Origin of the sequence: Vibrio pomeroyi, assembly GCF_024347595.1 — a bacterium.
Classification (GTDB): Bacteria; Pseudomonadota; Gammaproteobacteria; order Enterobacterales; family Vibrionaceae; genus Vibrio; species Vibrio pomeroyi.
Genome location: NZ_AP025506.1, coordinates 1,789,242 through 1,811,300, shown reverse-complemented (window position 1 = coordinate 1,811,300; position 22,059 = coordinate 1,789,242). Strand labels below are relative to the sequence as shown.

The 22,059-nt window shown below is 45.0% G+C and carries 19 protein-coding genes; 16 read left to right on the top strand and 3 right to left on the bottom strand.

The features are described 5' to 3' along the window. The first annotated feature begins 16 nt into the window (after positions 1–16). From OCV12_RS08205 to OCV12_RS08130, 16 genes are all read left to right on the top strand, one after another. Positions 17–916 (top strand): ABC transporter permease, encoded by a 900-nt coding sequence (locus tag OCV12_RS08205; protein WP_048658707.1) that lies wholly within the window; start codon positions 17–19, stop codon positions 914–916. Next, on the top strand, positions 909–2,141 hold the full coding sequence (locus tag OCV12_RS08200; RefSeq protein ID WP_048665010.1) for a quaternary amine ABC transporter ATP-binding protein: 1,233 nt from the start codon (positions 909–911) through the stop codon (positions 2,139–2,141). Before OCV12_RS08205 ends, OCV12_RS08200 begins: the two co-directional genes overlap by 8 nt. Positions 2,142–2,520: 379 nt before the next feature. Then, the gene (locus OCV12_RS08195; RefSeq protein WP_176681214.1) at positions 2,521–2,925 is read left to right on the top strand and encodes an Hpt domain-containing protein; all 405 of its coding nucleotides are present in this window, start codon (positions 2,521–2,523) and stop codon (positions 2,923–2,925) included. 164 nt (positions 2,926–3,089) lie between these two features. Further along, the gene (locus tag OCV12_RS08190; RefSeq protein WP_261885909.1) at positions 3,090–4,604 is read left to right on the top strand and encodes a sigma-54-dependent transcriptional regulator; all 1,515 of its coding nucleotides are present in this window, start codon (positions 3,090–3,092) and stop codon (positions 4,602–4,604) included. Next, on the top strand, positions 4,585–5,721 hold the full coding sequence (locus OCV12_RS08185; RefSeq protein ID WP_261885908.1) for a glycosyltransferase family 4 protein: 1,137 nt from the start codon (positions 4,585–4,587) through the stop codon (positions 5,719–5,721). Before OCV12_RS08190 ends, OCV12_RS08185 begins: the two co-directional genes overlap by 20 nt. Positions 5,722–5,925: 204 nt before the next feature. Continuing rightward, on the top strand, positions 5,926–7,299 hold the full coding sequence (locus OCV12_RS08180; protein WP_123309766.1) for an O-antigen ligase family protein: 1,374 nt from the start codon (positions 5,926–5,928) through the stop codon (positions 7,297–7,299). 93 nt (positions 7,300–7,392) lie between these two features. After that, positions 7,393–8,178: an acyltransferase gene (locus tag OCV12_RS08175; RefSeq protein WP_261885907.1), complete on the top strand. Its 786-nt coding sequence runs from the start codon at positions 7,393–7,395 to the stop codon at positions 8,176–8,178. Continuing rightward, complete coding sequence (locus OCV12_RS08170) at positions 8,171–9,289, top strand: glycosyltransferase (RefSeq protein WP_261885906.1); 1,119 nt, start codon at positions 8,171–8,173, stop codon at positions 9,287–9,289. The genes OCV12_RS08175 and OCV12_RS08170 overlap by 8 nt, the downstream gene beginning before the upstream one ends. Further along, a complete protein-coding gene (locus tag OCV12_RS08165; protein ID WP_261885905.1) occupies positions 9,286–10,710 on the top strand; it encodes a GumC family protein in 1,425 nt (474 codons plus the stop codon). The genes OCV12_RS08170 and OCV12_RS08165 overlap by 4 nt, the downstream gene beginning before the upstream one ends. Before the next feature lie 316 nt (positions 10,711–11,026). After that, a complete protein-coding gene (locus tag OCV12_RS08160) occupies positions 11,027–12,127 on the top strand; it encodes a glycosyltransferase (protein ID WP_261885904.1) in 1,101 nt (366 codons plus the stop codon). After that, on the top strand, positions 12,124–13,311 hold the full coding sequence (locus OCV12_RS08155) for a glycosyltransferase family 2 protein (RefSeq protein ID WP_261885903.1): 1,188 nt from the start codon (positions 12,124–12,126) through the stop codon (positions 13,309–13,311). The genes OCV12_RS08160 and OCV12_RS08155 overlap by 4 nt, the downstream gene beginning before the upstream one ends. A 9-nt stretch (positions 13,312–13,320) precedes the next feature. After that, a complete protein-coding gene (locus tag OCV12_RS08150) occupies positions 13,321–13,980 on the top strand; it encodes a sugar transferase (RefSeq protein ID WP_261885902.1) in 660 nt (219 codons plus the stop codon). A gap of 174 nt (positions 13,981–14,154) precedes the next feature. Then, the gene (locus tag OCV12_RS08145; RefSeq protein ID WP_213865072.1) at positions 14,155–15,033 is read left to right on the top strand and encodes a LysR family transcriptional regulator; all 879 of its coding nucleotides are present in this window, start codon (positions 14,155–14,157) and stop codon (positions 15,031–15,033) included. Between the two features lie 99 nt (positions 15,034–15,132). Further along, positions 15,133–16,242 carry an efflux RND transporter periplasmic adaptor subunit gene (locus OCV12_RS08140; RefSeq protein ID WP_261885901.1) on the top strand — a complete coding sequence of 370 codons (1,110 nt, stop codon included), beginning with the start codon at positions 15,133–15,135 and terminating at the stop codon, positions 16,240–16,242. Positions 16,243–16,251: 9 nt separating this feature from the next. Further along, the gene (locus OCV12_RS08135) at positions 16,252–19,362 is read left to right on the top strand and encodes an efflux RND transporter permease subunit (protein ID WP_261885900.1); all 3,111 of its coding nucleotides are present in this window, start codon (positions 16,252–16,254) and stop codon (positions 19,360–19,362) included. 12 nt (positions 19,363–19,374) lie between these two features. Beyond that, positions 19,375–20,877, top strand: coding sequence for an efflux transporter outer membrane subunit (locus OCV12_RS08130; RefSeq protein WP_261885899.1), 1,503 nt, complete (start codon positions 19,375–19,377; stop codon positions 20,875–20,877). 87 nt (positions 20,878–20,964) lie between these two features. On the opposite strand, the gene OCV12_RS08125 is transcribed toward OCV12_RS08130, so the two are convergent. The 3 genes from OCV12_RS08125 to OCV12_RS08115 are packed head-to-tail and all read right to left on the bottom strand — an operon-like array spanning position 20,965 to position 22,029. Next, positions 20,965–21,180, bottom strand: a complete 216-nt coding sequence (locus tag OCV12_RS08125; RefSeq protein WP_261885898.1) for a DUF6434 domain-containing protein — start codon at positions 21,178–21,180, stop codon at positions 20,965–20,967. A gap of 59 nt (positions 21,181–21,239) precedes the next feature. Further along, positions 21,240–21,572, bottom strand: coding sequence for a YnfA family protein (locus OCV12_RS08120; RefSeq protein WP_132968395.1), 333 nt, complete (start codon positions 21,570–21,572; stop codon positions 21,240–21,242). Between the two features lie 43 nt (positions 21,573–21,615). Further along, a complete protein-coding gene (locus OCV12_RS08115) occupies positions 21,616–22,029 on the bottom strand; it encodes a hypothetical protein (protein WP_261885897.1) in 414 nt (137 codons plus the stop codon). Positions 22,030–22,059 lie beyond the last annotated feature (30 nt).

Genomic DNA, 22,059 nt, shown 5'->3' with positions numbered 1-22,059 from the left:
ACTATAAGGATATAAAATGGCCGACAGCAATTGGTTATCAAGCTTTCCAGAGATGGAACGCTCTGATTTACGAGCAATAAAAAAAGCGCTAGATGGTGCTTACCGCGAATTTTCCCGTGAATACGGCGAAACGATTGAATCATTATTTGACCCTCTTCTCTCTTTCCTTGTTTGGTTTGAAAAACTCCTCATTTCTACTCCATGGCTGATCGTTCTTGGTGTGTGTACTGCTTTGGTGTACGCCGCGAGCCGATCATGGAAACTCGCATTAGGTTGTGTCGTTTCACTGCTTCTCATTGGTTACTTTGGAATGTGGGAAGATACAATGCGTACACTCAGTATCATCACTGTGTGTACCCTAGTCTCGATTTTCCTCGGTATCCCGATTGGTATTGCGATGGCACGTTCTAATCGTGTGCAATCCGTCGTGACACCGTTACTCGATATCATGCAGACTATGCCTGCATTCGTTTACCTGATCCCAGTGGTTATGCTGCTTGGTATCGGTAAAATCCCAGGCCTAATCGCTGTAGTTATCTACGCAATCCCTCCTGTAATTCGCCTAACTAACTTAGGTATCCGCTTGGTTGATAAAGAAGTGTTAGAAGCGGCAACCGCATTCGGTGCAAGCAAGAAACAGCGTTTGTGGGGTGTTCAATTACCGCTAGCCATGCCAACGATTATGGCGGGCATCAACCAAACTATCATGATGGCACTGTCGATGGTGGTTATTGCGTCTATGATTGGTGTTAAAGGCTTAGGCCAACCGGTTCTTAAATCCATTACCAACCAATACTTCACTTTGGGCTTAATGAACGGTTTTGCCATCGTGGCACTTGCGATTCTATTTGACCGAGCTTCACAGGCTTATGCGCGAAGAACCAATGCGCACCTAGGAGGATTCAAACATGACTAAACCATTAATCGAAATTAGTGGCCTGTTTAAAGTGTTTGGCCCTAAGCCGCAGTCTGTGATGAACCGAGTTAAGAACGGTGAACACAAAGACGAGATTCTTGCAGATACTGGCCACACCGTTGGTTTGAAAGAGATTAACCTCGAAATCAATCGTGGCGAAATCTTCGTAATCATGGGCCTTTCAGGTTCTGGTAAGTCGACCTTGATTCGACACTTCAACCGTTTGATTGACCCAACTGAAGGCAAAATCACGGTTGAAGGCATTGATGTAATGAGCCTCAACACTAAAGAACTGGAAGAGTTCCGCCGTCATAAAATGTCGATGGTATTCCAGCGCTTTGGCCTAATGCCTCACCGAACTGTGGTCGAAAACGTTGCATACGGATTGGAAGTTCAAGGAATAAAGAAAGAAGATCGTTTAGCGAAAGCCAACGAGTGGTTAGAGACTGTGGGTCTGAAAGGCTACGGTAATCAGTACCCTGCCCAACTTTCTGGCGGTCAACAACAACGTGTCGGCTTGTCACGTGCTCTGTGTACTAACGCTGAAATCTTGCTGATGGATGAAGCTTTCTCGGCTCTCGATCCTTTGATTCGTAGTGAAATGCAAGATCAACTTATCGAGCTTCAAGAAAAGCTTCATAAGACGATTGTTTTTATCACCCATGACTTGGACGAAGCTCTACGTTTAGGTGACCGAATCGCAATCCTTAAAGACGGTGAGTTAGTACAACAAGGTACCCCACATGAGATTCTGTTGAACCCTGCCGATGATTACGTCGAAGCGTTCGTAAAAGACGTTAACCGTGCTCGAGCCCTGACTGTAGAAACCGTGATGCAGCCTCCTTTATACCGAATCACAGCAGAAACCATTGAAGGCGCGCTAGCGCAAATGAAGATGCTTAAACACGATTACGCATACCACGTAACTGATGATGGTTATCAAGGGCTTGTGACCAAAGAGAGCCTGCAAGATGCGGTAGAAGATTCAACGGTGCACGACTTCAGCGATGAGATATATGAAGAAGTGCCAGCGGTTCTGCCTGATGCGGTGATTGAAGAAGTACTGCCAGACACCATGTCTTGTGACTACTCTCTTCCTGTTGTCGATGAGGAAGGCAATCTTAAAGGTGAACTTGAGAGAAGTGCTGTAGCGGATATCTTCTCTGAAAATAGCGAGGAAGATGTAGAGCCTTCCCCAAAGCCAAAGATTGATAAAGCTTCTTAGCCTAAACGCTATTTTACTTTAATTGGACAGAATCTAACCGTTATCGTAACTGGATTCTACGTACCAACTTAACCAAGGCCACTGTATTGATTTGATGCAGTGGCCTTTTGTTTTGTTCAACCTTTTCTAACGCCGCTCCTCTTTGCGAATCGTTTGTTAGACACTTAAGTTCATATTTCATAAGTAAAAACACGTAAAATCAACTTGTTACATCCATAGCTTGAGTGTTCGAAAACGTCTATCAGCACAATTCAATGCGATAGTTTTTAAGGCAAGCAGTTGAAATTATTCTAGAAAATGACTAAAACTTAATTGTACCTATGGATATTAAGCTCAAGCAGACGTATTGGATTACGACTTAACAAAAGGACTTCGTTTGATGAATTCGACTTTAACGTCAGACTCACCTCAAAATGTAACTAACCAAGTAGACCTCGAGCTTGTTGATGAAAGCGTTCTGGAGCAAATGATTCGGGACACCAGTGCGGACATCATCCCCATATTAATCGACCATTACGTGGCGGAATCACAAACTCGCTTGGTGGCGATTAGAGAAGCAACAAGTAATCGAGACGCTCAAACACTCGAGTTCGAGGTACATACTCTCGGCAGTACTGCGCTTTCGTTAGGTAACCGTCCATTGGGCGAGTTATCACGTGCTTTAGAGCAACAATGTTTAGAGCAGCAACATGACGAAGCGTTTCTTCGAGTTGATGAGTTGCTCGAACTTGCAGACCGCTCAATCAAAGCCCTACTTGAAAGAAAAGAAGTGGGATTCAGCTGATCGTTTTCTCACAGCTCATGTATCTATTCACAGCGCACTCCCACAACACAAAGTGATATTAAGAGATTGCATGCGGTAGATAACAATTACATTCGAATCGTATTGATGGTTACATGTCACTATGTTATTGATTGGTTTGGATAAAGTTTCAAAAGGAATACACAATGCGCCCTAAAGTATTGTTAGTTGAAGACTCCACCTCCCTCGCCGTACTGTACAAACAGTACGTTAAAGACGAGCCCTACGACATATTTCATGTCGAGACAGGTGCGGAAGCCAAAACATTTATTGAAAGACATTCTCCACAGCTGGTTATTCTAGATTTGAAACTCCCCGACATGCCGGGAGAAGAAGTTTTGGATTGGATCAGCGAAAACGACATTCCAACGGCTGTTATCATCGCAACGGCGCACGGCTCGGTAAATATCGCCGTAGACCTCATTCAGCGCGGTGCAGAAGACTTTTTAGAAAAACCCATTCAAGCCGACCGTTTAAAAACGTCTGTGCGTTTGCATCTACGCAGAGCCAAGCTCGAAAACCTTGTCGACAACATTCAAAGCAAATTCGACCGAGAGCGTTTTCATAACTTCATTGGTTCGTGCTTACCAATGCAAGCCGTCTACAAGATCATTGATTCCGTTGCCCCTACCACTGCTAGCGTGTTCATCAATGGCGAAAGTGGTACAGGTAAAGAAGTATGTGCTGAAGCCATTCACCAAGAGAGTCAACGTGGCGACAAGCCTTTCGTAGCTATTAACTGTGGCGCGATTCCTCGTGACTTGATGGAAAGTGAGATTTTTGGCCACGTTAAAGGTGCGTTTACCGGTGCAACAACAGACCGTAAAGGCACAGCAATGCAAGCGCATGGTGGCACACTGTTTCTTGATGAGCTTTGTGAAATGGAATTGGAGATGCAGAAAAAGCTTCTTAGATTCCTACAAACCGGTACTTTCACGCCATTGGGCGGTAACCGCGAAATTAAAGTCGATGTCAGAATCATCTGTGCAACGAACCGAGATCCATTAGTCGAAGTAGAAGAAGGTCGATTCCGTGAAGACCTCTACTACCGCGTGCATGTCGTTCCTATCGAGATGCCACCATTGCGTGAAAGAGGAAGTGACATTGTCACCCTGTCTAATCACTTCTTGAAGCTGTACGCAAAACAAGACAAGAAGAAATTCAAATCTATCGACAAAGAGACTCAAGCGCTTCTTAAACGCTACACATGGCCAGGTAATGTTCGTCAATTGCAAAACATCATTCGTAACATCGTGGTGTTGAATAATGAAACAAGCGTAACCAAAGACATGCTGCCTCCTCCAATTAATAAAGCGGAAAGCACAAAGCCAAAGAGTGTGACACCAATTAGAAACGTTGCGCCAGTAGCTGTTAACGCCCCTGCTCCTGTAACCGAAACGAAACTGCCACCTATCACACCTGAAGAGTTGGAACAGACATCAGCACCTCAAGTTCAAAGCGAACTGATGACACCTGCGTTCACAACCACCGAAGGTGCGATTCGCCCAATGTGGCAGATTGAACGTGAAGCCATTCAACATGCGATTAATCATTGCGATGGCAACGTGTTGAATGCAGCCGTGCTATTGGAGCTCAGCCCTTCTACGGTTTATCGTAAGAAACAGGCTTGGGAATCGGAAGATGAGTACAATCAAGCCTAACCTTGAAGGGCTTAACCAAAACCATTCTGTTCAGGCTCAGGAGATTACAAACCCTGAGCCACAAGAGATTTGGCTGTTAATCGACAGCCAAACCTTTGGAGGAATCGAAACCCATGTCATTGAGTTAGCGTCAGGCTTGATTGAGCATCAACGTAAAGCACGAGTGATACTGCTTACCAAGTTCCAGCCTCTTCCCCCTATCATCACTCGTTTGACTCAACTTAAACTCCCTTTTTGTCATCTTAGCGATATCGCACCAAGTCAAGGTAATGCCTTGTCACAGCTGAAACTGGCTATTGGTCAATTCCAACCATCACACATCCATGCTCATGGTTACAAAGCGAGTATTGTCGCTAAGCTGGCCAAGTTAACGACGAGTAGTTCCGATAAACCACGTCAAATATCAACCTATCACGCAGGCGAAACTCCAACTGGAAAAGTGTGGCTCTATGACTTTTTAGATCGATACACGAGCGTGATTTCTGATCACTCATTGGTGGTAAGCGATAAAATTAAAGAGAAGCTCCCTTCGAAAAGCACCCTACTCAATAATTTCATTGCGATTCCTGAACATTCACTCTTACCTAACGTTTCTGACGATATGCAGATTACCGATTCGACTTATCACGTTGGATTCGTTGGTCGCTTAAGTCATGAAAAGGCACCAGACCGATTTGTTACGCTTGCTCAAGCTAACCCTGCTCACCATTTTCATCTATTTGGTGATGGTCCGGAAAGACAAGCGTTAGAAAGCAGTAACTGCAAAAATCTCACGTTTCATGGTCATCAAACCAACATGAGTAGTGCATGGCAAACCATTGATGTTTTGGTTATTCCATCCAGATACGAAGGGTTACCCATGGCAGCGCTCGAAGCCATGGCGCGTGGAATACCTGTTATCGCAACAAACGTTGGCAATCTTCCACAGTTGATTAAACATCAAACCAACGGCTATGTCGCACAAAACGAAACACAACTACAAACATGCTTAATTGAATGGCTTGGCCTTTCTAGCCAAGAAAAATACGTCATGAGCCAAAAGGCTAGAAACACGATTATTGAACAGTACTCCCCCCAAGCAGTCATTCCACAAATATTGGCGTGCTACGGTAACTAAACGTCTTCAACTCCGCATACCTCCGGGAATAATCTTTAACTCATACCGCTGCCAATTTGATTCTCATTTTGAATTACGCTCAAACAGGCAATTCCCTTAGTTAAAATAGCCATTAAATACAGTCAGTTAAATCTAAAACATATCTGGCATTCACCTTGCTATTACTTTATTTAGTTGGAAGTTAGCTAGGTGAAGGAAAATACAATGCGAGACCAAGTGAATCGAATACCGTTGATTGTCGGGCTCTCTTTCCTGAGCCTGATTATCGGCGTTGCTTGGTATCTGGTCCCTCACCCAGTTGTTGTTATTGTCCTCGCTTTTATTCCTTTAGGTGCTCTATTCGTTATCAACAAAGCATTTTGGTTTGTACTTTTGTTTGTGGTGTTTTCGTTCTTCCGTATTCATGAGGCGTTACCACAGCTTTATCCGCTTAAAATACCTTTGTTGTTATCGATGGGCGCTCTGTCAGCCCTTTTATGGCATTCACTGGTCAGTAGAGAACTGAAGATCTTTTGGCACCATTCATTCAATTGGCTTGCGATATTCTGGGTTTTAACCACCATAGGGGTTGTTTTTGCCTCGAATAGACCTATTGCATTAGCAGAATTCACGGGCGTTTATTGGAAGATCATTGTCATGACCCTCGCGATTGCTTGGCTCGTGAATACCACAGAGAATTTGGCAAAAACGGCGATGACTATCATCTACGCCGGAGCCTTAGTCAGTGCGATTGCGGTCTACAACTCCATAAACGGTATAGGATTGGTTGAAGGTTCAAGGGTCACCATAGGACGAGATTTTGGTTCTATGCTCGGTGACCCGAACGATCTGTCGCTGGTACTTATGTTTCCACTCGCCTTCACAATCAGCCAAGCAAGTACACCGGGTATTTCTTATTTCAAACGAATTATCAGCGCTTTAGTGTGTGTTTTGTTGCTTGCAGCAATTATAGCGACTCAAAGCCGTGGTGGATTATTGGGGTGTATCGCTGTGATTGGTATCTTTGCTTGGAAGCTAGTTCGTTCTAAAGTCTTGTTGATTTCGTTAGGTTCAGTCGCAGCCGTTGTGCTTTACTTGGTTGCGGGAATCTCCGATCGAGCGTCCGGCGGCGCAGCCGAACAAGGCATCGATGAATCCGCCATGGGTAGAATCTACGCATGGGAAGCAGCGATAAAAATGGCGATAGACAATCCACTGACCGGCGTTGGGCTAAACAACTTCTTCTCTAACTACTTCTTTTACAGCTCTCATTGGGACGGTCTGAATCACGCAGTGCACAGTACTTGGTTTGGCGTTTTAGCCGAAACGGGCTTCATCGGCCTGATTGTTTTTGTCATTCTGATTGTCTCACTGATTAAAACCTCTCGCGCCACTCTCGCAAGGCTTTCAAACTGTACGACACATGTGCCACCGGAACTTAACGCTGTCGCTTACGCGGTTTACGCTGGCCTTATCGGTACTATTGTGTCGGGAACCTTCCTAACTCAAGGCTTCAATTGGCCCATTTACATCCTCGCTGCACTCACTGTATGTGTTTCCAACGTATCCCAAACTGCTTGTCAAAATGAGAAAAGCTAAAAGCCAAACTTTAAACCATTGAAAAATAATAAATTAGTTTATGGCACAGTATATGAAAGTACTCCTATATAACAATACAAAAGGATTTTCATTATGACGTCAGCATCTATCCACCAATTCAAACATTGGCTTAAGTTTCACCCTAATTCTCGAATTCGGAATGTGTTTTTCATTTTGAAAAATATCAGAAGTGCAGAATTACCGACCCCACAAATTTTCAATCGCGCTCTATACCAAGTACACAAACTTATTGTGAACATCATCGGCGGGGTTACGCGCTTTTGTTATTGGACGCCGGCATTCAAAGGACGAGTCGCCCAATGTGGTAAACGTTTATATCTGTATGGCGGTCTTCCGTTCGTGAGTGGCCCACTACAAATTTCTATCGGCGATGATTGTCGAGTGTCTGGCCACACAACATTTTCTGGATGTACCCAACCACTAGAAGGTTTAGAGCACCCACTGTTGTCCATTGGTAACAATGTCGACATCGGTTGGCAGTCAACGATTGCAGTCGGTAAGCGCGTAATCATCTCAGATAACGTGCGTATTGCAGGCGGTGCATTCCTGTTTGGTTATTCTGGCCACCCTCTTGACGCGAAACGCCGAGCTCAAGGTGAAGGCGACGACCCACAACAAATCGGCGATATCATTCTTGAACAAGATGTATGGCTAGGCACAAATGTTACGGTAAAAGGCGGAGTCACCATTGGTGAAGGCGCTGTGGTTGCTGCCGGCAGTGTCGTAACGAAAAGTATCCCTGCTTTTGCTATAGCGGCGGGTAACCCTGCTCGAGTCGTAGGAGAGATAAAGTCAGTAGAAGTGACCGAATCCGACGTATTTGATTCATTAGAAACTCATGGAGGTGACCATGCGTGATCTCATTGTATTCGGAGAGGACTTCGGAGGCCTTCCATCATCAACACAACATCTAGTGCGTCATTTGGCACTGCGCCATAAAGTGTTATGGGTGAACTCGATTGGTTTAAGACAACCGAAGCTGTCGGCAAAAGATGCAACACGAGCGTTCAACAAGTTGTTTGGTAAGACTAAAGCGGTAACGCAGAATATGCTTGATTCTAAGGGGCACGATAACATTACAGTCGTTAACTTAAAAACAATACCCGCACCAGACTCCGCAATCTCAAGAAAGCTAGCCAAGTTTATGATGTTACATCAGTTAAAACCGATCATTACTGAACTCAAACTTGAAGCGCCGATTCTATGGACCTCCCTTCCGACAGCGGTTGATTTGTGTGGGCACTTAGGTGAGTCATCGGTGGTTTATTACTGTGGTGATGATTTTAGTGCGTTGGCTGGTGTCGATCACAACACGGTAGCCAAGCATGAATCAGAGCTAATAGAAAAAGCAGATCTAATCTTTGCAGCTAGCGATAAGTTGATGACTAAGTTCCCAGAAGACAAAACACAGCTTTTGCCGCATGGTGTTGATGTGAGTCTTTTTTCAACGCCCGCACCTCGAGCAGCAGATCTACTAAGCAGTCATCGCCCTATTGCTGGTTTCTACGGCAGCCTTTCAAAGTGGCTCGATTACGACATGATAGAACGCGTCGCCAGTGCAACGCCTGAATGGGACTTTGTATTCATTGGCCCAAACGAGCTTGATACGCTAATGCTACCAAAGTTGAGTAATGTGCATTACTTAGGCCCTCGCCCGCACCACACTCTGCCAAGCTATTCGCAGCACTGGGATGTGAGCTTATTACCGTTCGTTGATAACGAGCAGATTCGAGCTTGTAGCCCACTTAAGCTTATGGAATACCTAGCAGCAGGAACGCCGATCGTAACCACTTCGTTTCCAGCATTGGTTCCCTATCAAGAGCACGTCACCACTGTAGATAGTGCAAGCCAAATGATATGGGCACTTGACCATGCACGCCATATGAACAAGTCTCCCATCTCTGTCGTCGAAAAAGATAGCTGGAAAAACCGTGGTAACTTCGTTCATTGGATGTTGGAGCTGTTATGAATAACCTAAAATTACGACTGTTGTTTCTTTTGAATGCGGCTTGGCGTCAACGCTACGTTATCTTGATGCCGATTCTCATTCTTCCTTTCATCGGGTTTGGTGTGAGTAAGTTAGCCCCAACCAAATACGATGCGCACACCAGTATGTTGATTCAAGAAACGGCTAAGATGAACCCTTTTCTTGAAGACATCGCGGTATCCACCATGCTGAAAGACCGCATGAGTGCACTTCGTACCTTATTACACAGTCGACATGTGCTCTATTCGGTTGCGGAAGAACTTGAACTGACAACACCGGATATGTCGGACATCGAAAAACAAGAGATCATTACTGACTTATCTAAGCGTTTGTCCGTCACACAACTAGGGAAAGACTTCCTAAAGATAAGCTTAAGCTCGGATACACCAGTTGGCATGGAGGCAACGCTGCGTTCGGTCAGTGAACATTTCATTGAGCAGTTGTTGGCACCAGAACGATCTTCTATCCAAGACTCTAGCAGTTTCCTTAAAATTCACATCGATGAACGAAGCGCTGAACTTGCTCAAGCAGAGGAAGCACTCGCGTTGTATGTGAACGAAAACGTCCATTCAACTCCAGAAGTTCAGAGTCAAAGTTTGAATCGATTAGCCTCATTGAAACAAACACTGGCTGAGAAAGAAGCCGAACTATCAGGCGTACAAAAAAGCCTCGGTTCGATAGACCAACAACTTTCAAAAACGAACCCTGTTATCGGACGATTAGAAGATCAGATCATCGATATCCGTAGCGCTTTGACTTTGTTACAAGCCAAATACACTGACCAACACAGCGCAGTGCAGGCAAAAGTTCGCGAGTTAGAACGACTTGAAAATGAAAGAAAGGTGTTATTAGAACTAAAACAACCAAGCATGAATAACGACCAGTTGTGGGACATCGCAAGTAGTACCACATTGAACAAGCTTTCTGACACGCAACCCTTATTAGTAACACAGCTTCACAGCTTGCAATTGGTTCGCGCACGTTTTGAATCATTAAAAGAAGAAACAAAAAGCCTTCGCACCATGATTTTTGAACTGGAAAACAAAGCCAATAACTTTGGTGAAAACGCCAAAGAGATGTATCGATTGCAACGTGATGTGAATATCAAACGTCAACTTTATGATGAACTGACTGAGCGTTACGAAATGGCGCAGTTAACTGGCTCATTAGGTGTATTTGAACAAAACAAACGCGTGAAGATCATAGATTTACCCTTTACGCCGAGTATAAAATCTAACATGCCGACATTCGTGTTTATCCTTGCTGGTTTAATTGCAGGTATTGGTCTAGGTTCAGGCTTAGCGATACTATTCGAACTGTTCGACTCTTCCATTAAGCGCAAAGACGAGATCGAGGACATCTTGGGAGTTCCCGTGATAACCGTTATCCCCAAAATGAGTTAAATCGTTGGGTCTTTGTTAACCAGCTAATCATGTATGCGAAAACACCAACAACACGTTGGTGTTTTCGTTTCTGATATTGCTTATTAAGGTCAGGCTCTTCCTAAGGTTTCACACCCTTCAACCTTCTTTCCGCAGCTCCGTACTTGCCTTCTGTTTTGATTCCCATTTTGAGAATTAATCACTACCTAACGATTAATAATCGTATCCCATTGAAAAATAGTGACTAATTAATTGGCACGCCGCGTGCAATGTTCACTTCAGAACGATTTTGGAAGCTGAAAAGAAACATTAGAACGTTAGCGTAAGGGGCGAAGTTATGGGAAAGCAACTCACAAAGAATGGCAAAAAGATAATACATGTTGTTCAGCACCTTGCACCGGGCGGCTTGGAGACACTGACCCTAGACCTACTACGCCTTGCTAAGCCGGCCGATCAAGTGTTGATCGTCAGTCTTGAAGGCACTAAAGAAGAATCCATCAAAAATTGGCCGAAGCTCAAGCCCTACCACAATCAAATCGTATTTTTAGACAAAGAGCCCGGTGTTCAATTCAACGTCATCATAAAGCTCATCAAAGCATTTAGAGGGATCCGCCCTGATGTTGTACACACGCATCACATAGGTCCTCTGCTCTACGCAGGTTACGCGGCTCGTGTATCAGGGGTTCCGACGAGAATCCATACCGAACATGACGCTTGGCACCTTCAAGACGACAAGCGCCGCCGCTTACAAGCATTAGCGCTTAAAGCCGCTCGCCCCACTTTGGTGGCAGATGCAACCCGTGTTTACAACCAACTCCGTTCTGCTTTCGCATATGAGAACATCATTACCATCAAAAATGGCGTTGATTGTGAGAAGTTTAAGCCAATTTCGAAAGAACATGCGAGAGCAAGTCTAAACCTGCCGACAGACAAACACATCATCGGTTGTGCAGGTCGATTGGAGCACGTTAAAGGTCAAGATCAACTGATTCAAGCGCTTGCACTGCTGCCTAAAAATACCATCGTCGCGTTTGCTGGCGACGGTTCTAAACGCAAACAATTAGAACGATTGGCTAACAACCTCAATTTGAGCGATCGGGTCATCTTTCTTGGATTGGTTGATGACATGACGACTTTTTACGGTGCGCTCGATACTTTCTGCCTACCTTCACGTCATGAGGGATTACCGCTTTCAACGCTTGAGGCTCAAGCATGTAACATCCCTACCGTCGCTATGAATGTAGGCGCCGTCGATGAAACCTTATGCCCAATCAGCGGTAAGCTAGTGAAAAGTGGAAGCATTATAGGGTTAAGCCATGCCTTGTTAGAGAACGAACGCGCAAGATTTCTTTCTCCTCGCTCTTATATTCTGAACAACTTTGACATCATTAAAATGGTCGCGTCTTATGACGACATCTCAGAAGGAGCTTACGCATGATTGATTGGGTACTCTCTGGTTTATGTTTGTTCGCAGGAATGCTGATTATTTACCATCATGCGGCCTATCCTATTTTGCTGCGTTGGTATGCGAGACGCCATCCTGCACGCCAAGTTGCTGAAAGTTCTCGTTGTTATAAAGAGGCACAACAAGACTGCACACTTCCTACTATCACCATTCTTGTGCCCGCTTTTAATGAGGAGCAATGGATGGCAGACAAGATTCGTAATCTCGCTTCGTTAGATTATCCAAAGAAGAAGTTGGAAGTGATCATTGCTTGTGATGGTTGTACCGATAAAACCGTCGACATTGCTCAGATGACCATCCAAGAAGCGATGTGTAGCGACATCCATTTTGAGATACACGACCACACACAAAACAGAGGTAAAGTGGCCGTAGTTAACGATGAAGTGACAAATATTACTAGCGACATTACAGCACTTAGTGATGTTTCAGCGCTGATCTCATTGGATGCATTGCTAATTGCAGCTGCTCACTTTGAAAGTGACGCGGTGGGTGTAGTAAATGCAACATACCAATTATGCCCAACAGGTAACGAGGGAGAAAACACCTACTGGCAGTATCAAACAGCCGTTAAACAGTGTGAGGCATCACTGGGGTCTAGCCTAGGTTCTCATGGCGCCTTCTACTTGTTCAGAACACACCTCTTTGAACTACTTCCATTAAATACCATCAATGATGATTTCATTTTACCTATGCAAATCGTTAAACAAGGTTATATCGCAGAATACGAAACACAGATGGTCGCGTTAGAGCTAGAAGAGTCCAATTTAAAGACTGATTTTAACCGACGCTTACGTATTTCAGCAGGCAACATGCAGCAAGCGATACGTTTGTTCGGCTTGTTCAGCCCCAAGTTTAAAGGCATCGCTTTTGCGTTCTTCTCTGGCAAAGGCCTACGCCTGCTAACACCATACCTAATGATCGTGTGTTTAGTGTGTTCAATTTTGCTTAAAGACTACCTGCTATTTGAAGTACTGCTTTGGGCGCAAGTTGTTGTATACAGCATCGGTTTATTGGGATGCATTCTGCCGAAAAGCCTAATAACTAAACCTATTTCGTTAATTTCATACTTAGTCGTTGGTCATTACGCCAACTTTATTGGTGGCTTACGTTACCTACTTGGACTAGAAAACTCACCTTGGACTCGAGCTAATCGTTAAGGACTGACCATGATAAACATTGACCAACTATCTAACCAAAACCTATACCAAAACAAAATCTCTCGTGCGAAACGTACGTTCGACTTTGTCAGCTCTTTGCTAGCACTGATTATCTTGTCTCCAGTGTTTCCATTTATAGCACTAGCCATTGTTCTTACGTCACGAGGCCCAATCTTTTATCGTCAACTTCGTGTGGGTAAATCAACGCCAGAGAAAATGGAGATCTTTGAGATCATGAAGTTCCGCAGCATGTATCAAGATGCAGAGTCTCGTTCTGGTGCGGTTTGGGCTACACAAAATGACCCACGAATCACACCCGTAGGGCGCTTCTTGAGAAAGACACGTCTTGATGAGCTACCACAGTTGTTCAATGTGCTTAAAGGTGAAATGTCGCTGATTGGCCCTCGCCCAGAACGCCCAACTTTTTACAACAAGCTAGAGAATGAGATTCCGTACTTTGCTGACCGAACTTATGGCGTAATGCCTGGTATTACAGGGCTTGCACAAGTAAACCAAGGTTATGACACCTGCATTGAAGATGTGCGTCGTAAAGTTGGCTTCGACCACAGTTATGCATTAAGCCTGTGTTCAATGAAATCTTGGATCGCTGCTGACCTAAGCATAATTACTAAGACCATTGTAGTGATGGTCGATGGCCGAGGCCGTTAAAACTAGACTTTGCAGTCAATTGTCAGTATCCGTCTCACCTAGTCCCACGGTTTTTGATTCAAGTCCTATAAAAACCAATGAGTACGTATTTACTCATTGGTTTTTTCGATTTTATATACCATTTAATATACGATACCGCGAAACACTCCTAGCCTGTGTTCGAAGGACCTTTCAATGAAAATCGAAGATCTTAAATTGTTCACCACCGTGGTTGAGCTGGGTAGCTTTACCGCCGCTGCGAACGCATTAGACCTGCCAAGAGCGAACGTTAGTCGCCGTATCAATGACTTAGAGAAGTCTTTAAACATTCAGTTGTTCTTTCGCACCACACGCAGTTTGTCAGTCACTAAATCGGGTGAACTCTATTACAATGAGCTATTGAAAGCCTTAAGCGCACTTGAAAAGGCCAATCACATGGCTTCTAACTTGTTGGAAGTACCACATGGTCGAGTCAAGATAGGTTTGCTACCTGAAACCGGTGACATCGTTCAAGCCACCCTATTCAAATTCCAAGACCTTTACCCAGAGATTGAACTTGATATTCGCAGCATCAGTAACGGTTTTATCGACATGTATCGACAAGGGTTAGACCTTGCAATGCATGGCGGTCGTTTGAGTGACTCTAATGTTGTCGCGCGTAAGGTAATGGATTTGCAGCGTATTTTCGTTGCTAGCCCTGAATACATTGCTAAATCAGGTAAACCTACAACGCTTGAAGAGCTGTCTAAATTTCCGTTTGTCTGTTTCCGTTGGCCAAGTGGTGATGTTGATAAGGAATGGGAAATATCAGGCCAAGTTGTAAAGGTAGAACCGTCGATTGTTAGTGACAGTATTGGTTTTGTGAAAGGTGCGTCTGCCCGTCATCGAGGTATCGCGTTATTGCCTCAATTGATGGTGAGACAAGAACTTAAAGAAGGCTCACTGATTAATCTTTTTCCTGATCACACCATGCAACAAGAAGAAGCCTGGTTGTTGTATCCACAACGCAAAGCACTCAGCCACGCCAGCCAATTATTGATTGATTTCTTATTACAAGAATTACCAAATCTCTAATTATTGTCATGAATAGTGTGACAGTGTTATACCGTTAGCGCTGATTATCTCTAGACTTCATCTCGATAGAATTGCTCCATCAATATTTAGGAGCAATTCATGATGTCCATCTATCGCTACTCTCTACTCGCAGCCACTCTTCTCCCTCTTATCGGTTGCAATCAGTCTGTTTCTACAGAATCAGCTGCCGATTCAGCCAAAGTAACGGAAGAGCGTCCAATTCAAGTTGTACAACTTGAATCGAAACCTCAACAAGCCAGCAAAACCTTCACAGGCAAACTTCAATCGGTTGAAACGGCAGGTGTGGCTTTTCGTGTTCCCGGCACCATTCAAGAATTGTTAGTCAAAACTGGCGATAGCGTGAAAAAGGGTCAAGCGATTGCTCAGTTAGATCCACACGATTACCAAGTGGCGTTAGAAGAATTACGAGCTCGCGCGTTAGAAGCCAAATCAGCACATAAACTCGCAAAAGCCGAATTAGCTCGCGTAAAACAAGCGATTGATGACAATGCCATTGCGGACGTGAACTTAGACCGAGCGATCAGCGGCTACGAACGCAGCGAAGCTGCCGTAAAAGTGGTTGAACAAAACATACGACGAGCAAAAGACTCGGTTCGCTACACTCGTCTGCTTGCCCCATTCGATGGTGTGGTGGCTTCTTCTAATTTCGACCAATACGAACAAGTGCTGCCGGGTGTTTCGGTTTTCACTATCCACAAGCCAGAACAGCTTGAGGTGACCATTGATGTGCCTGAAAACCTGATTCATCAATTCAAAGCGGAACAACAAGCCACCATCAGTTGGTATCACGCAAAGAAGTCTATTACTGGTCATGCGACTGAGATTTCAACGCTTCCTCATCCAATCAAACAAACCTATTCGGTGACCTATCGTCTAGACGATTTAGCAAATGGTGACACTCTCAGTCTGTTGCCAGGTAAAGCGGTTACCCTCACCACACAACTGGGTGAAAGCAGCGACAATTTCTGCCTGCCTTATTCATCCATAGTTAACCAGTCAGGCAACGAACAGGTATTCACCATCAAGAACTCACAGGCCATCTCTGTGCCTGTCAATGTGGCGTCATTCGGTAAGAATACCGCGTGTGTCGAATCAGAACTTCACAATGGCGACTACGTGGTGGTGAGTGGCGCGCAGTACGTGCAAGAAGGTCAACATTTCTCATCAATCCAAGTAAAAGATCTGTAGGTACGCACCATGAACTTAGCTGACTTTGCTATAAAGCAACGAACCTTCGTCCTATTCTTCACTGTATTGAGTGTCATCGCTGGCCTGTACTCATATTTTGACCTCGGTAAGCTCGAAGACCCTAGCTTCACTGTCAAAACGGCCGTTGTTGTTACGCTCTACCCCGGCGCCTCAGCCGAAGAAGTGGAACAACAGGTAACAGATACGGTAGAAACCAAGCTTCAAGAAATGGCGAACTTAAACCGCCTGCGCTCTTTGTCTCGTCCGGGCATGTCGATGGTGTTTGTCGATTTAAAAGAGTCTTTGAACTCAAAAGAACTGCCACAAGATTGGGATTTACTGCGCCGTAAAGTATCAGACATGAAAATGCTTCTACCGAGCACAGCACAAATCAGCATTGTGCAAGACGAGTTTTCTGAAGTGTACGGCATGCTTTTCTCTGTGTACGGTGAAGACGCTTCTCCTTCAGAACTACGCACTTATGCAGAAGAGTTACAACGTCGCATTAAAACCGTCGACGGCATTAAAAAAGTAGAACTGCATGGCGTACAACCTCGCGTCGTACATATCGATATTCCAGACGAACGTTTAGCTCAGTATGGTTTGTCGATGGCTCAGGTTTGGAGTCAACTCAATACACAAAACGCCACGTTTGATGCGGGTAAATTTGCTGCAGGCAGCGAGCGTATTCGTGTTCAGCAATCTAGCCAATTCACTTCACTCGCTGATATTAACAACCTGATGATCAAAGGTGGTGTCAGTGATTTAGGGACAGGTCTAATTCGACTTGGTGACATTGCTGATGTGACCATGGGTTACCAAGAACCAATGATGACGGAAAACCGTTACAACGGCGTACCAGCCGTCACTCTTGCAATGAGCCCTGTATCTGGCGTAAACGTTGTATCTTTGGGTGACGACATCAATCGAGTGGTTGACGAGTTCCAAGCATCACTGCCCTTCGGTGTTGAAGTCGCAACCGTTGCAAACCAGCCTGAAGAAGTTCAGAAATCGATAGATAACTTCGTAAGCAACCTGCTTGAAAGTGTCGCGATTGTGTTTGTTGTATTGTCGATCTTCATGGGCTTAAAGAGTGCAACGATTGTTGGTTCAAGCCTGCTATTGACGATTCTACTCACGCTAATTTACATGAATATTGCGGCGATCGATTTGCACCGTGTGTCGTTGGGTACGTTTATCCTTGCGCTCGGCATGTTAGTTGATAACGCAATTGTGATTACCGATATGATGATCGTGAAGATCAACAAAGGCATCGACCGAACTGCAGCAGCCATTGATTCTGTGAAAGAGACAGCGACACCCTTGTTTGGCGCAACAGTGATTGCGATTATGGGTGCAAGTCCGGTTATCTTCTCTAAGACCGATGCCGCTGAATTTGCCAGTTCAGTGTTTTTAATCATAGCATCTTCGCTACTGTTGTCTTGGTTTGTAGCCATGACCTTCACTGCTCTTATGTGTTGGATGTTCATCAAACCAACCAAACAAAAAACCGATACCAAAGTAAGCTTGTACCGTAAAAGCGTCAACTGGACGGTCGATAATCCAATCAAAGCGTTGACTGCACTCGTCCCACTTATTCTGGTCACCGCGTTGGCAATTCCGAACATAGCGATCAACTTCATCCCGCAAGCGGATCGCCCTATCTTGTTCCTTGATTACTGGCTACCGAATGGAGCGAAGATAGAGCAAACCTCACAAGACATTGAACGCATTGAAGCATGGCTACTTGAACAACCAGAAGTGACTAATATTTCAACCTATGTGGGCGCTGGCGCACCGCGTTTCTCGGTAACCATTGAGCCTGAACCGTTCGACCCTGCTTATGGTCAGATCTTGATTAACGCTGTTGATTATCCATCACTCAGCACCCTGATTGCTCGTGGTGACAAGTGGCTAGCGAAAGAGTTTCCCGACGCTGATCCGCGATTCCGAGGTTTAAAACTAGCGACCTCAGATAAATTCAGTATCGAAGCTCGCTTTTCAGGCCCAGATGTTGCCGTGCTGCACTATCTGTCGAACCAAGCGAAAGCCATCTTAAGAGCGCACCCTGATACCAAATACGTGCGTGACGATTGGCGACAAAAAAGCAAAGTGCTTGAGCCAATCATCAACCAAGACAAGATTCGTCAGGCTGGTATCAACCGAGCAGACATCGCATTCGCTATGAAGCGCGCTTCCGAAGGCATGCCATTGGGTCGAATGAACCTCAACGATGAGCTGATTACCATTCAACTTCGAGGCACAGATCGTAACCTAGAATCACTAGAAACATTGCCTGTTCGTTCACTATTGGGCTTACACAGCGTGCCTTTAGGGCAAGTGGTGGATGGTTTCGAACTGACGAGTGAAGAAACCATGATTTGGCGTCGTGACCGAGTGAAAACCATTACCGCACAAGCCGGTGTTGGCCGTTACACCACTCCTGCTGCCGTTAGAAACTCAGTAATCGATGACATTGAAGCCATCGCGCTTCCACCGGGCTACAGCCTTGAATGGGGCGGCGAATACTACGACGAGCATAAAGCGGTCAGTGACATCTTAAAACAACTGCCTAAAGCGATGTTGTTGATGGTGATTATTCTGGTCGCGATGTTTAACGGCTTTAAGCAACCTGTGATTATTCTCACTACGCTACCGCTTGCGGCGACAGGTGCGACGTTCAGCTTGTTGTTATTGGATAAACCGTTCGGCTTTATGGCATTGATCGGCGCAGTCACGCTAACTGGCATGATCATTAAAAACGGCATTGTGCTGATGGACCAGATTGAACTTGAACGTAAAGACGGTCGCACACTGTCGGATGCCATCAAAGAAGCGACGGTAAACCGTACTATGGCAATCTCAATGGGCGCACTGACCACAGCACTTGGCATGATCCCGTTACTTACGGATCTCCTGTTCGACCAAATGGCCGCAACGATTATCGGTGGCTTGGCGGCTGCAACCGTGTTGTCTCTATTCGTTATGCCTGCGTTGTACAAACTCTTCTACCGAGGAGAAGAGAAGGTAAGTGTGTCTGACGCCATTAAAGATGCGGTGGTCATGCTTGATGCAACGCCTAGCAATACTGACAACCAGCAAACCAACATTACTCAATAAGGAGCAGTAAACATGTATCTATTACCTAAGTTTAAAGTGGCTCCTATTGCCCTAGCCTTGTTACTGACGGGCTGTGCGGTTGGTCCTGATTACGAAGAGCCGCAAACCACGATGGCAGAAACCTTCTTGTATAGCCAAGACAATGAAAGCCATAGTGAGACAAACCAACAACACAACCATTGGTGGACGCAGTTCAATGATCCAACGCTTAACCAATTGGTGACCGATGTTCAAAACCAGAACATCCCGCTCAAACTGGCAGCTGAACGAATAAACATGGCCAATTCATATAAGAGTGTCGTTGAATCTTTCAAAGTGCCGACTGTGAATGTTGGTGGTGGTTACTACAACTATCAATTGAGTGAGAATGACTCCCTACTCGGCCCTGTATTTAGCGCGTCAGACGCGGTTGAATCAGCCACAGGTATGTCGTTGCTTGAAGCACAACACGATGGTGGCTTTTTAGGCGCAAGTATTGCGTGGGAAATGGACTTGTTTGGACGTATCGACAGACAATCCAACGCAGCAACAATTCGAGTAGAACAAGCTGAGATATTCCAATCGGGTTTGAACACACTAATCACCGCAGACGTGATTCACAATTACCTGCAATACCGCGGCGCGCAAGAACGCAAAGCAATTGCAATGGAAAACATCCAAGACCAACAACGCACACTGGAGTTGGTAACCAAAGTGGTTCGCAGCGGTTATGGTTCTGAGTTAGATCTCGCTCAAGCCAAAGCGATGCTTGCAGCCACAGAGTCGATTGTTCCTCAGTTAGAAATTGCCGAACAAGTTCACAAGCAACGTATGGCGGTGTTGTTGGGTGAATCGCTAGCGAACGTCAATCAACGTTTAGCGGGCGAATTTACCTTACCAAGAATGAAAGATGTTATCCCAACAGGGATCCCGTCTGACTTGTTGGAGCAACGTCCAGACATCAGAATCGCCGAACGTGAAATGGCTGCGATTAACGAAGAGCTTGGTGCGAGTATTGCCAATCGCTATCCAAAGTTCTTCTTAACAGGTACACCCGGCGTCACGGCTGGAAGTTTTGATGACTTATTCAGTAGCGACTCATTTGGTTGGGCTGCGTCTGTAGGCATCAGTTGGAATGTGTTTGATGGTGGCCGAGGTGAAGCTTTGGTAGATATGAACGAGGCAAGATTTCGCTCAGCAGCACTTAACTACCAACATTCGGTAGACAGTGCTTTTGCAGAAGTCGATTCAAGCTTGTTTGCTTATGGTCGTAGCCAAGAAAACCAAAAGCGCATTGATGAAGCCACCCTCGCCGTCGATAACGCGGTCAGCAAAGCCAAATCATTGTACAAGGCAGGCCTAGTGGATTACTTGTCGGTATTAGATGCTCAAAGGCAACAGAAAATGATGCAGGACCGCCAAGTGGCCGCTAAATTGCAAACGGCCAATACCACCATCGCAGTGTACAAAGCGCTGGGCGGTGACTGGAAAGTCGTAAGCGATACACAAAGTGTCGAAGTCGCTTCTGTTAACTAGAAAAGCTATATGCTACCCACCTAAGCAATAAGCAAAAAAATACCGCTGAGTCCATCAGCGGTATTTTAGTATTCCTATAAAACGTTATTACTTAATTTGGTTGCGCTTCGCCCACTCTTGCACGGCATCACCCATCGTCAATCCTGTTGAGTTCTTCATCCAAAGCATGAAATCACGATCGAACTTAAACTGCTCACCAAATTGGGATTTGAAATAGCGACGAACATTCTGAGTCGTTTTGTAGCTATCCGTGATCAACGTATTCTCATCAATATGATTTTTGTGCCAATCAACTTTTTCCATGCGACCTAACTCTTCCTTAAGAATACGCGATTCAGTACTTACCAATTGCTATTGTCTAGTTACACGTTTCTCGGTGCGAACATAATAATCGCCATACCAAGCAGTGCTATCGAGCCGCCAACCATATCCCACGTTGTCGGTTTTTCACCATCAACTAGCCACAACCAAACTAATGCCACCGAAATATACACACCGCCGTAAGCCGCATAAACTCGCCCCGTCGCCGTAGGATGCAATGTGAGTAACCAAGCAAATGCGGCAAGGCTTATTGCTGCGGGGATCAGTAACCAAATACTCTTATCTTCCCTTAGCCAAAGGTAAGGTAAATAACACCCTACTATTTCCGCTATCGCCGTAACGACAAAAAGACCTACCGTTTTAAATTCAATCACAACTTACCTTACCAATAAAAACCTACGCGTGTATTTCGTTTCGCTAGGCGAACTTGTTCAAGGCACGCTTCAAGTCTTCTGTATTTTTACAGCCGATATAAAGCTGTTTGCCATCACTTAAGCTTAACTTCAACGCCGAGCCAATTGATGCATTATACAGCCATCCATCACTCAACATTCGGATACCAATCCCTTGATACCACTTCGTTTGGTAAAAAGATGTGTCGACAATATCAGATACCTTCACAGTTTTGCGTAAGAACCCAAAGCCGAAATACCAAGTCAGTATGTTGCTTTTGAGTTCAATGGTCATGGAGAAAAACAGAATAGCAATCAAGGCGTTGATTGACAGAGCAAACAAGGCTCCGTAACTACTATCAGAGGTATAAACGATAAACACGCTAAGCACAATGAGGATCAAGAGCAACCCTTTGTTGAGCTCCTTGCTATAAAACATACTTCAAACTCCTTTTGCTAGAGGTGTTGG

What these genes read in the sequence shown, in the direction of transcription:
- OCV12_RS08155 (WP_261885903.1), top strand. Translation starts at nt 12,124, where the DNA reads ATGATTGATTGGGTACTCTCTGGTTTATGTTTGTTCGCAGGAATGCTG.
- OCV12_RS08160 (WP_261885904.1), top strand. Translation starts at nt 11,027, where the DNA reads ATGGGAAAGCAACTCACAAAGAATGGCAAAAAGATAATACATGTTGTT.
- OCV12_RS08125 (WP_261885898.1), bottom strand. Translation starts at nt 21,180, where the DNA reads ATGGAAAAAGTTGATTGGCACAAAAATCATATTGATGAGAATACGTTG.
- OCV12_RS08135 (WP_261885900.1), top strand. Translation starts at nt 16,252, where the DNA reads ATGAACTTAGCTGACTTTGCTATAAAGCAACGAACCTTCGTCCTATTC.
- OCV12_RS08130 (WP_261885899.1), top strand. Translation starts at nt 19,375, where the DNA reads ATGTATCTATTACCTAAGTTTAAAGTGGCTCCTATTGCCCTAGCCTTG.
- OCV12_RS08115 (WP_261885897.1), bottom strand. Translation starts at nt 22,029, where the DNA reads ATGTTTTATAGCAAGGAGCTCAACAAAGGGTTGCTCTTGATCCTCATT.
- OCV12_RS08195 (WP_176681214.1), top strand. Translation starts at nt 2,521, where the DNA reads ATGAATTCGACTTTAACGTCAGACTCACCTCAAAATGTAACTAACCAA.
- OCV12_RS08200 (WP_048665010.1), top strand. Translation starts at nt 909, where the DNA reads ATGACTAAACCATTAATCGAAATTAGTGGCCTGTTTAAAGTGTTTGGC.
- OCV12_RS08190 (WP_261885909.1), top strand. Translation starts at nt 3,090, where the DNA reads ATGCGCCCTAAAGTATTGTTAGTTGAAGACTCCACCTCCCTCGCCGTA.
- OCV12_RS08185 (WP_261885908.1), top strand. Translation starts at nt 4,585, where the DNA reads ATGAGTACAATCAAGCCTAACCTTGAAGGGCTTAACCAAAACCATTCT.
- OCV12_RS08150 (WP_261885902.1), top strand. Translation starts at nt 13,321, where the DNA reads ATGATAAACATTGACCAACTATCTAACCAAAACCTATACCAAAACAAA.
- OCV12_RS08175 (WP_261885907.1), top strand. Translation starts at nt 7,393, where the DNA reads ATGACGTCAGCATCTATCCACCAATTCAAACATTGGCTTAAGTTTCAC.
- OCV12_RS08140 (WP_261885901.1), top strand. Translation starts at nt 15,133, where the DNA reads ATGATGTCCATCTATCGCTACTCTCTACTCGCAGCCACTCTTCTCCCT.
- OCV12_RS08170 (WP_261885906.1), top strand. Translation starts at nt 8,171, where the DNA reads ATGCGTGATCTCATTGTATTCGGAGAGGACTTCGGAGGCCTTCCATCA.
- OCV12_RS08145 (WP_213865072.1), top strand. Translation starts at nt 14,155, where the DNA reads ATGAAAATCGAAGATCTTAAATTGTTCACCACCGTGGTTGAGCTGGGT.
- OCV12_RS08205 (WP_048658707.1), top strand. Translation starts at nt 17, where the DNA reads ATGGCCGACAGCAATTGGTTATCAAGCTTTCCAGAGATGGAACGCTCT.
- OCV12_RS08180 (WP_123309766.1), top strand. Translation starts at nt 5,926, where the DNA reads ATGCGAGACCAAGTGAATCGAATACCGTTGATTGTCGGGCTCTCTTTC.
- OCV12_RS08165 (WP_261885905.1), top strand. Translation starts at nt 9,286, where the DNA reads ATGAATAACCTAAAATTACGACTGTTGTTTCTTTTGAATGCGGCTTGG.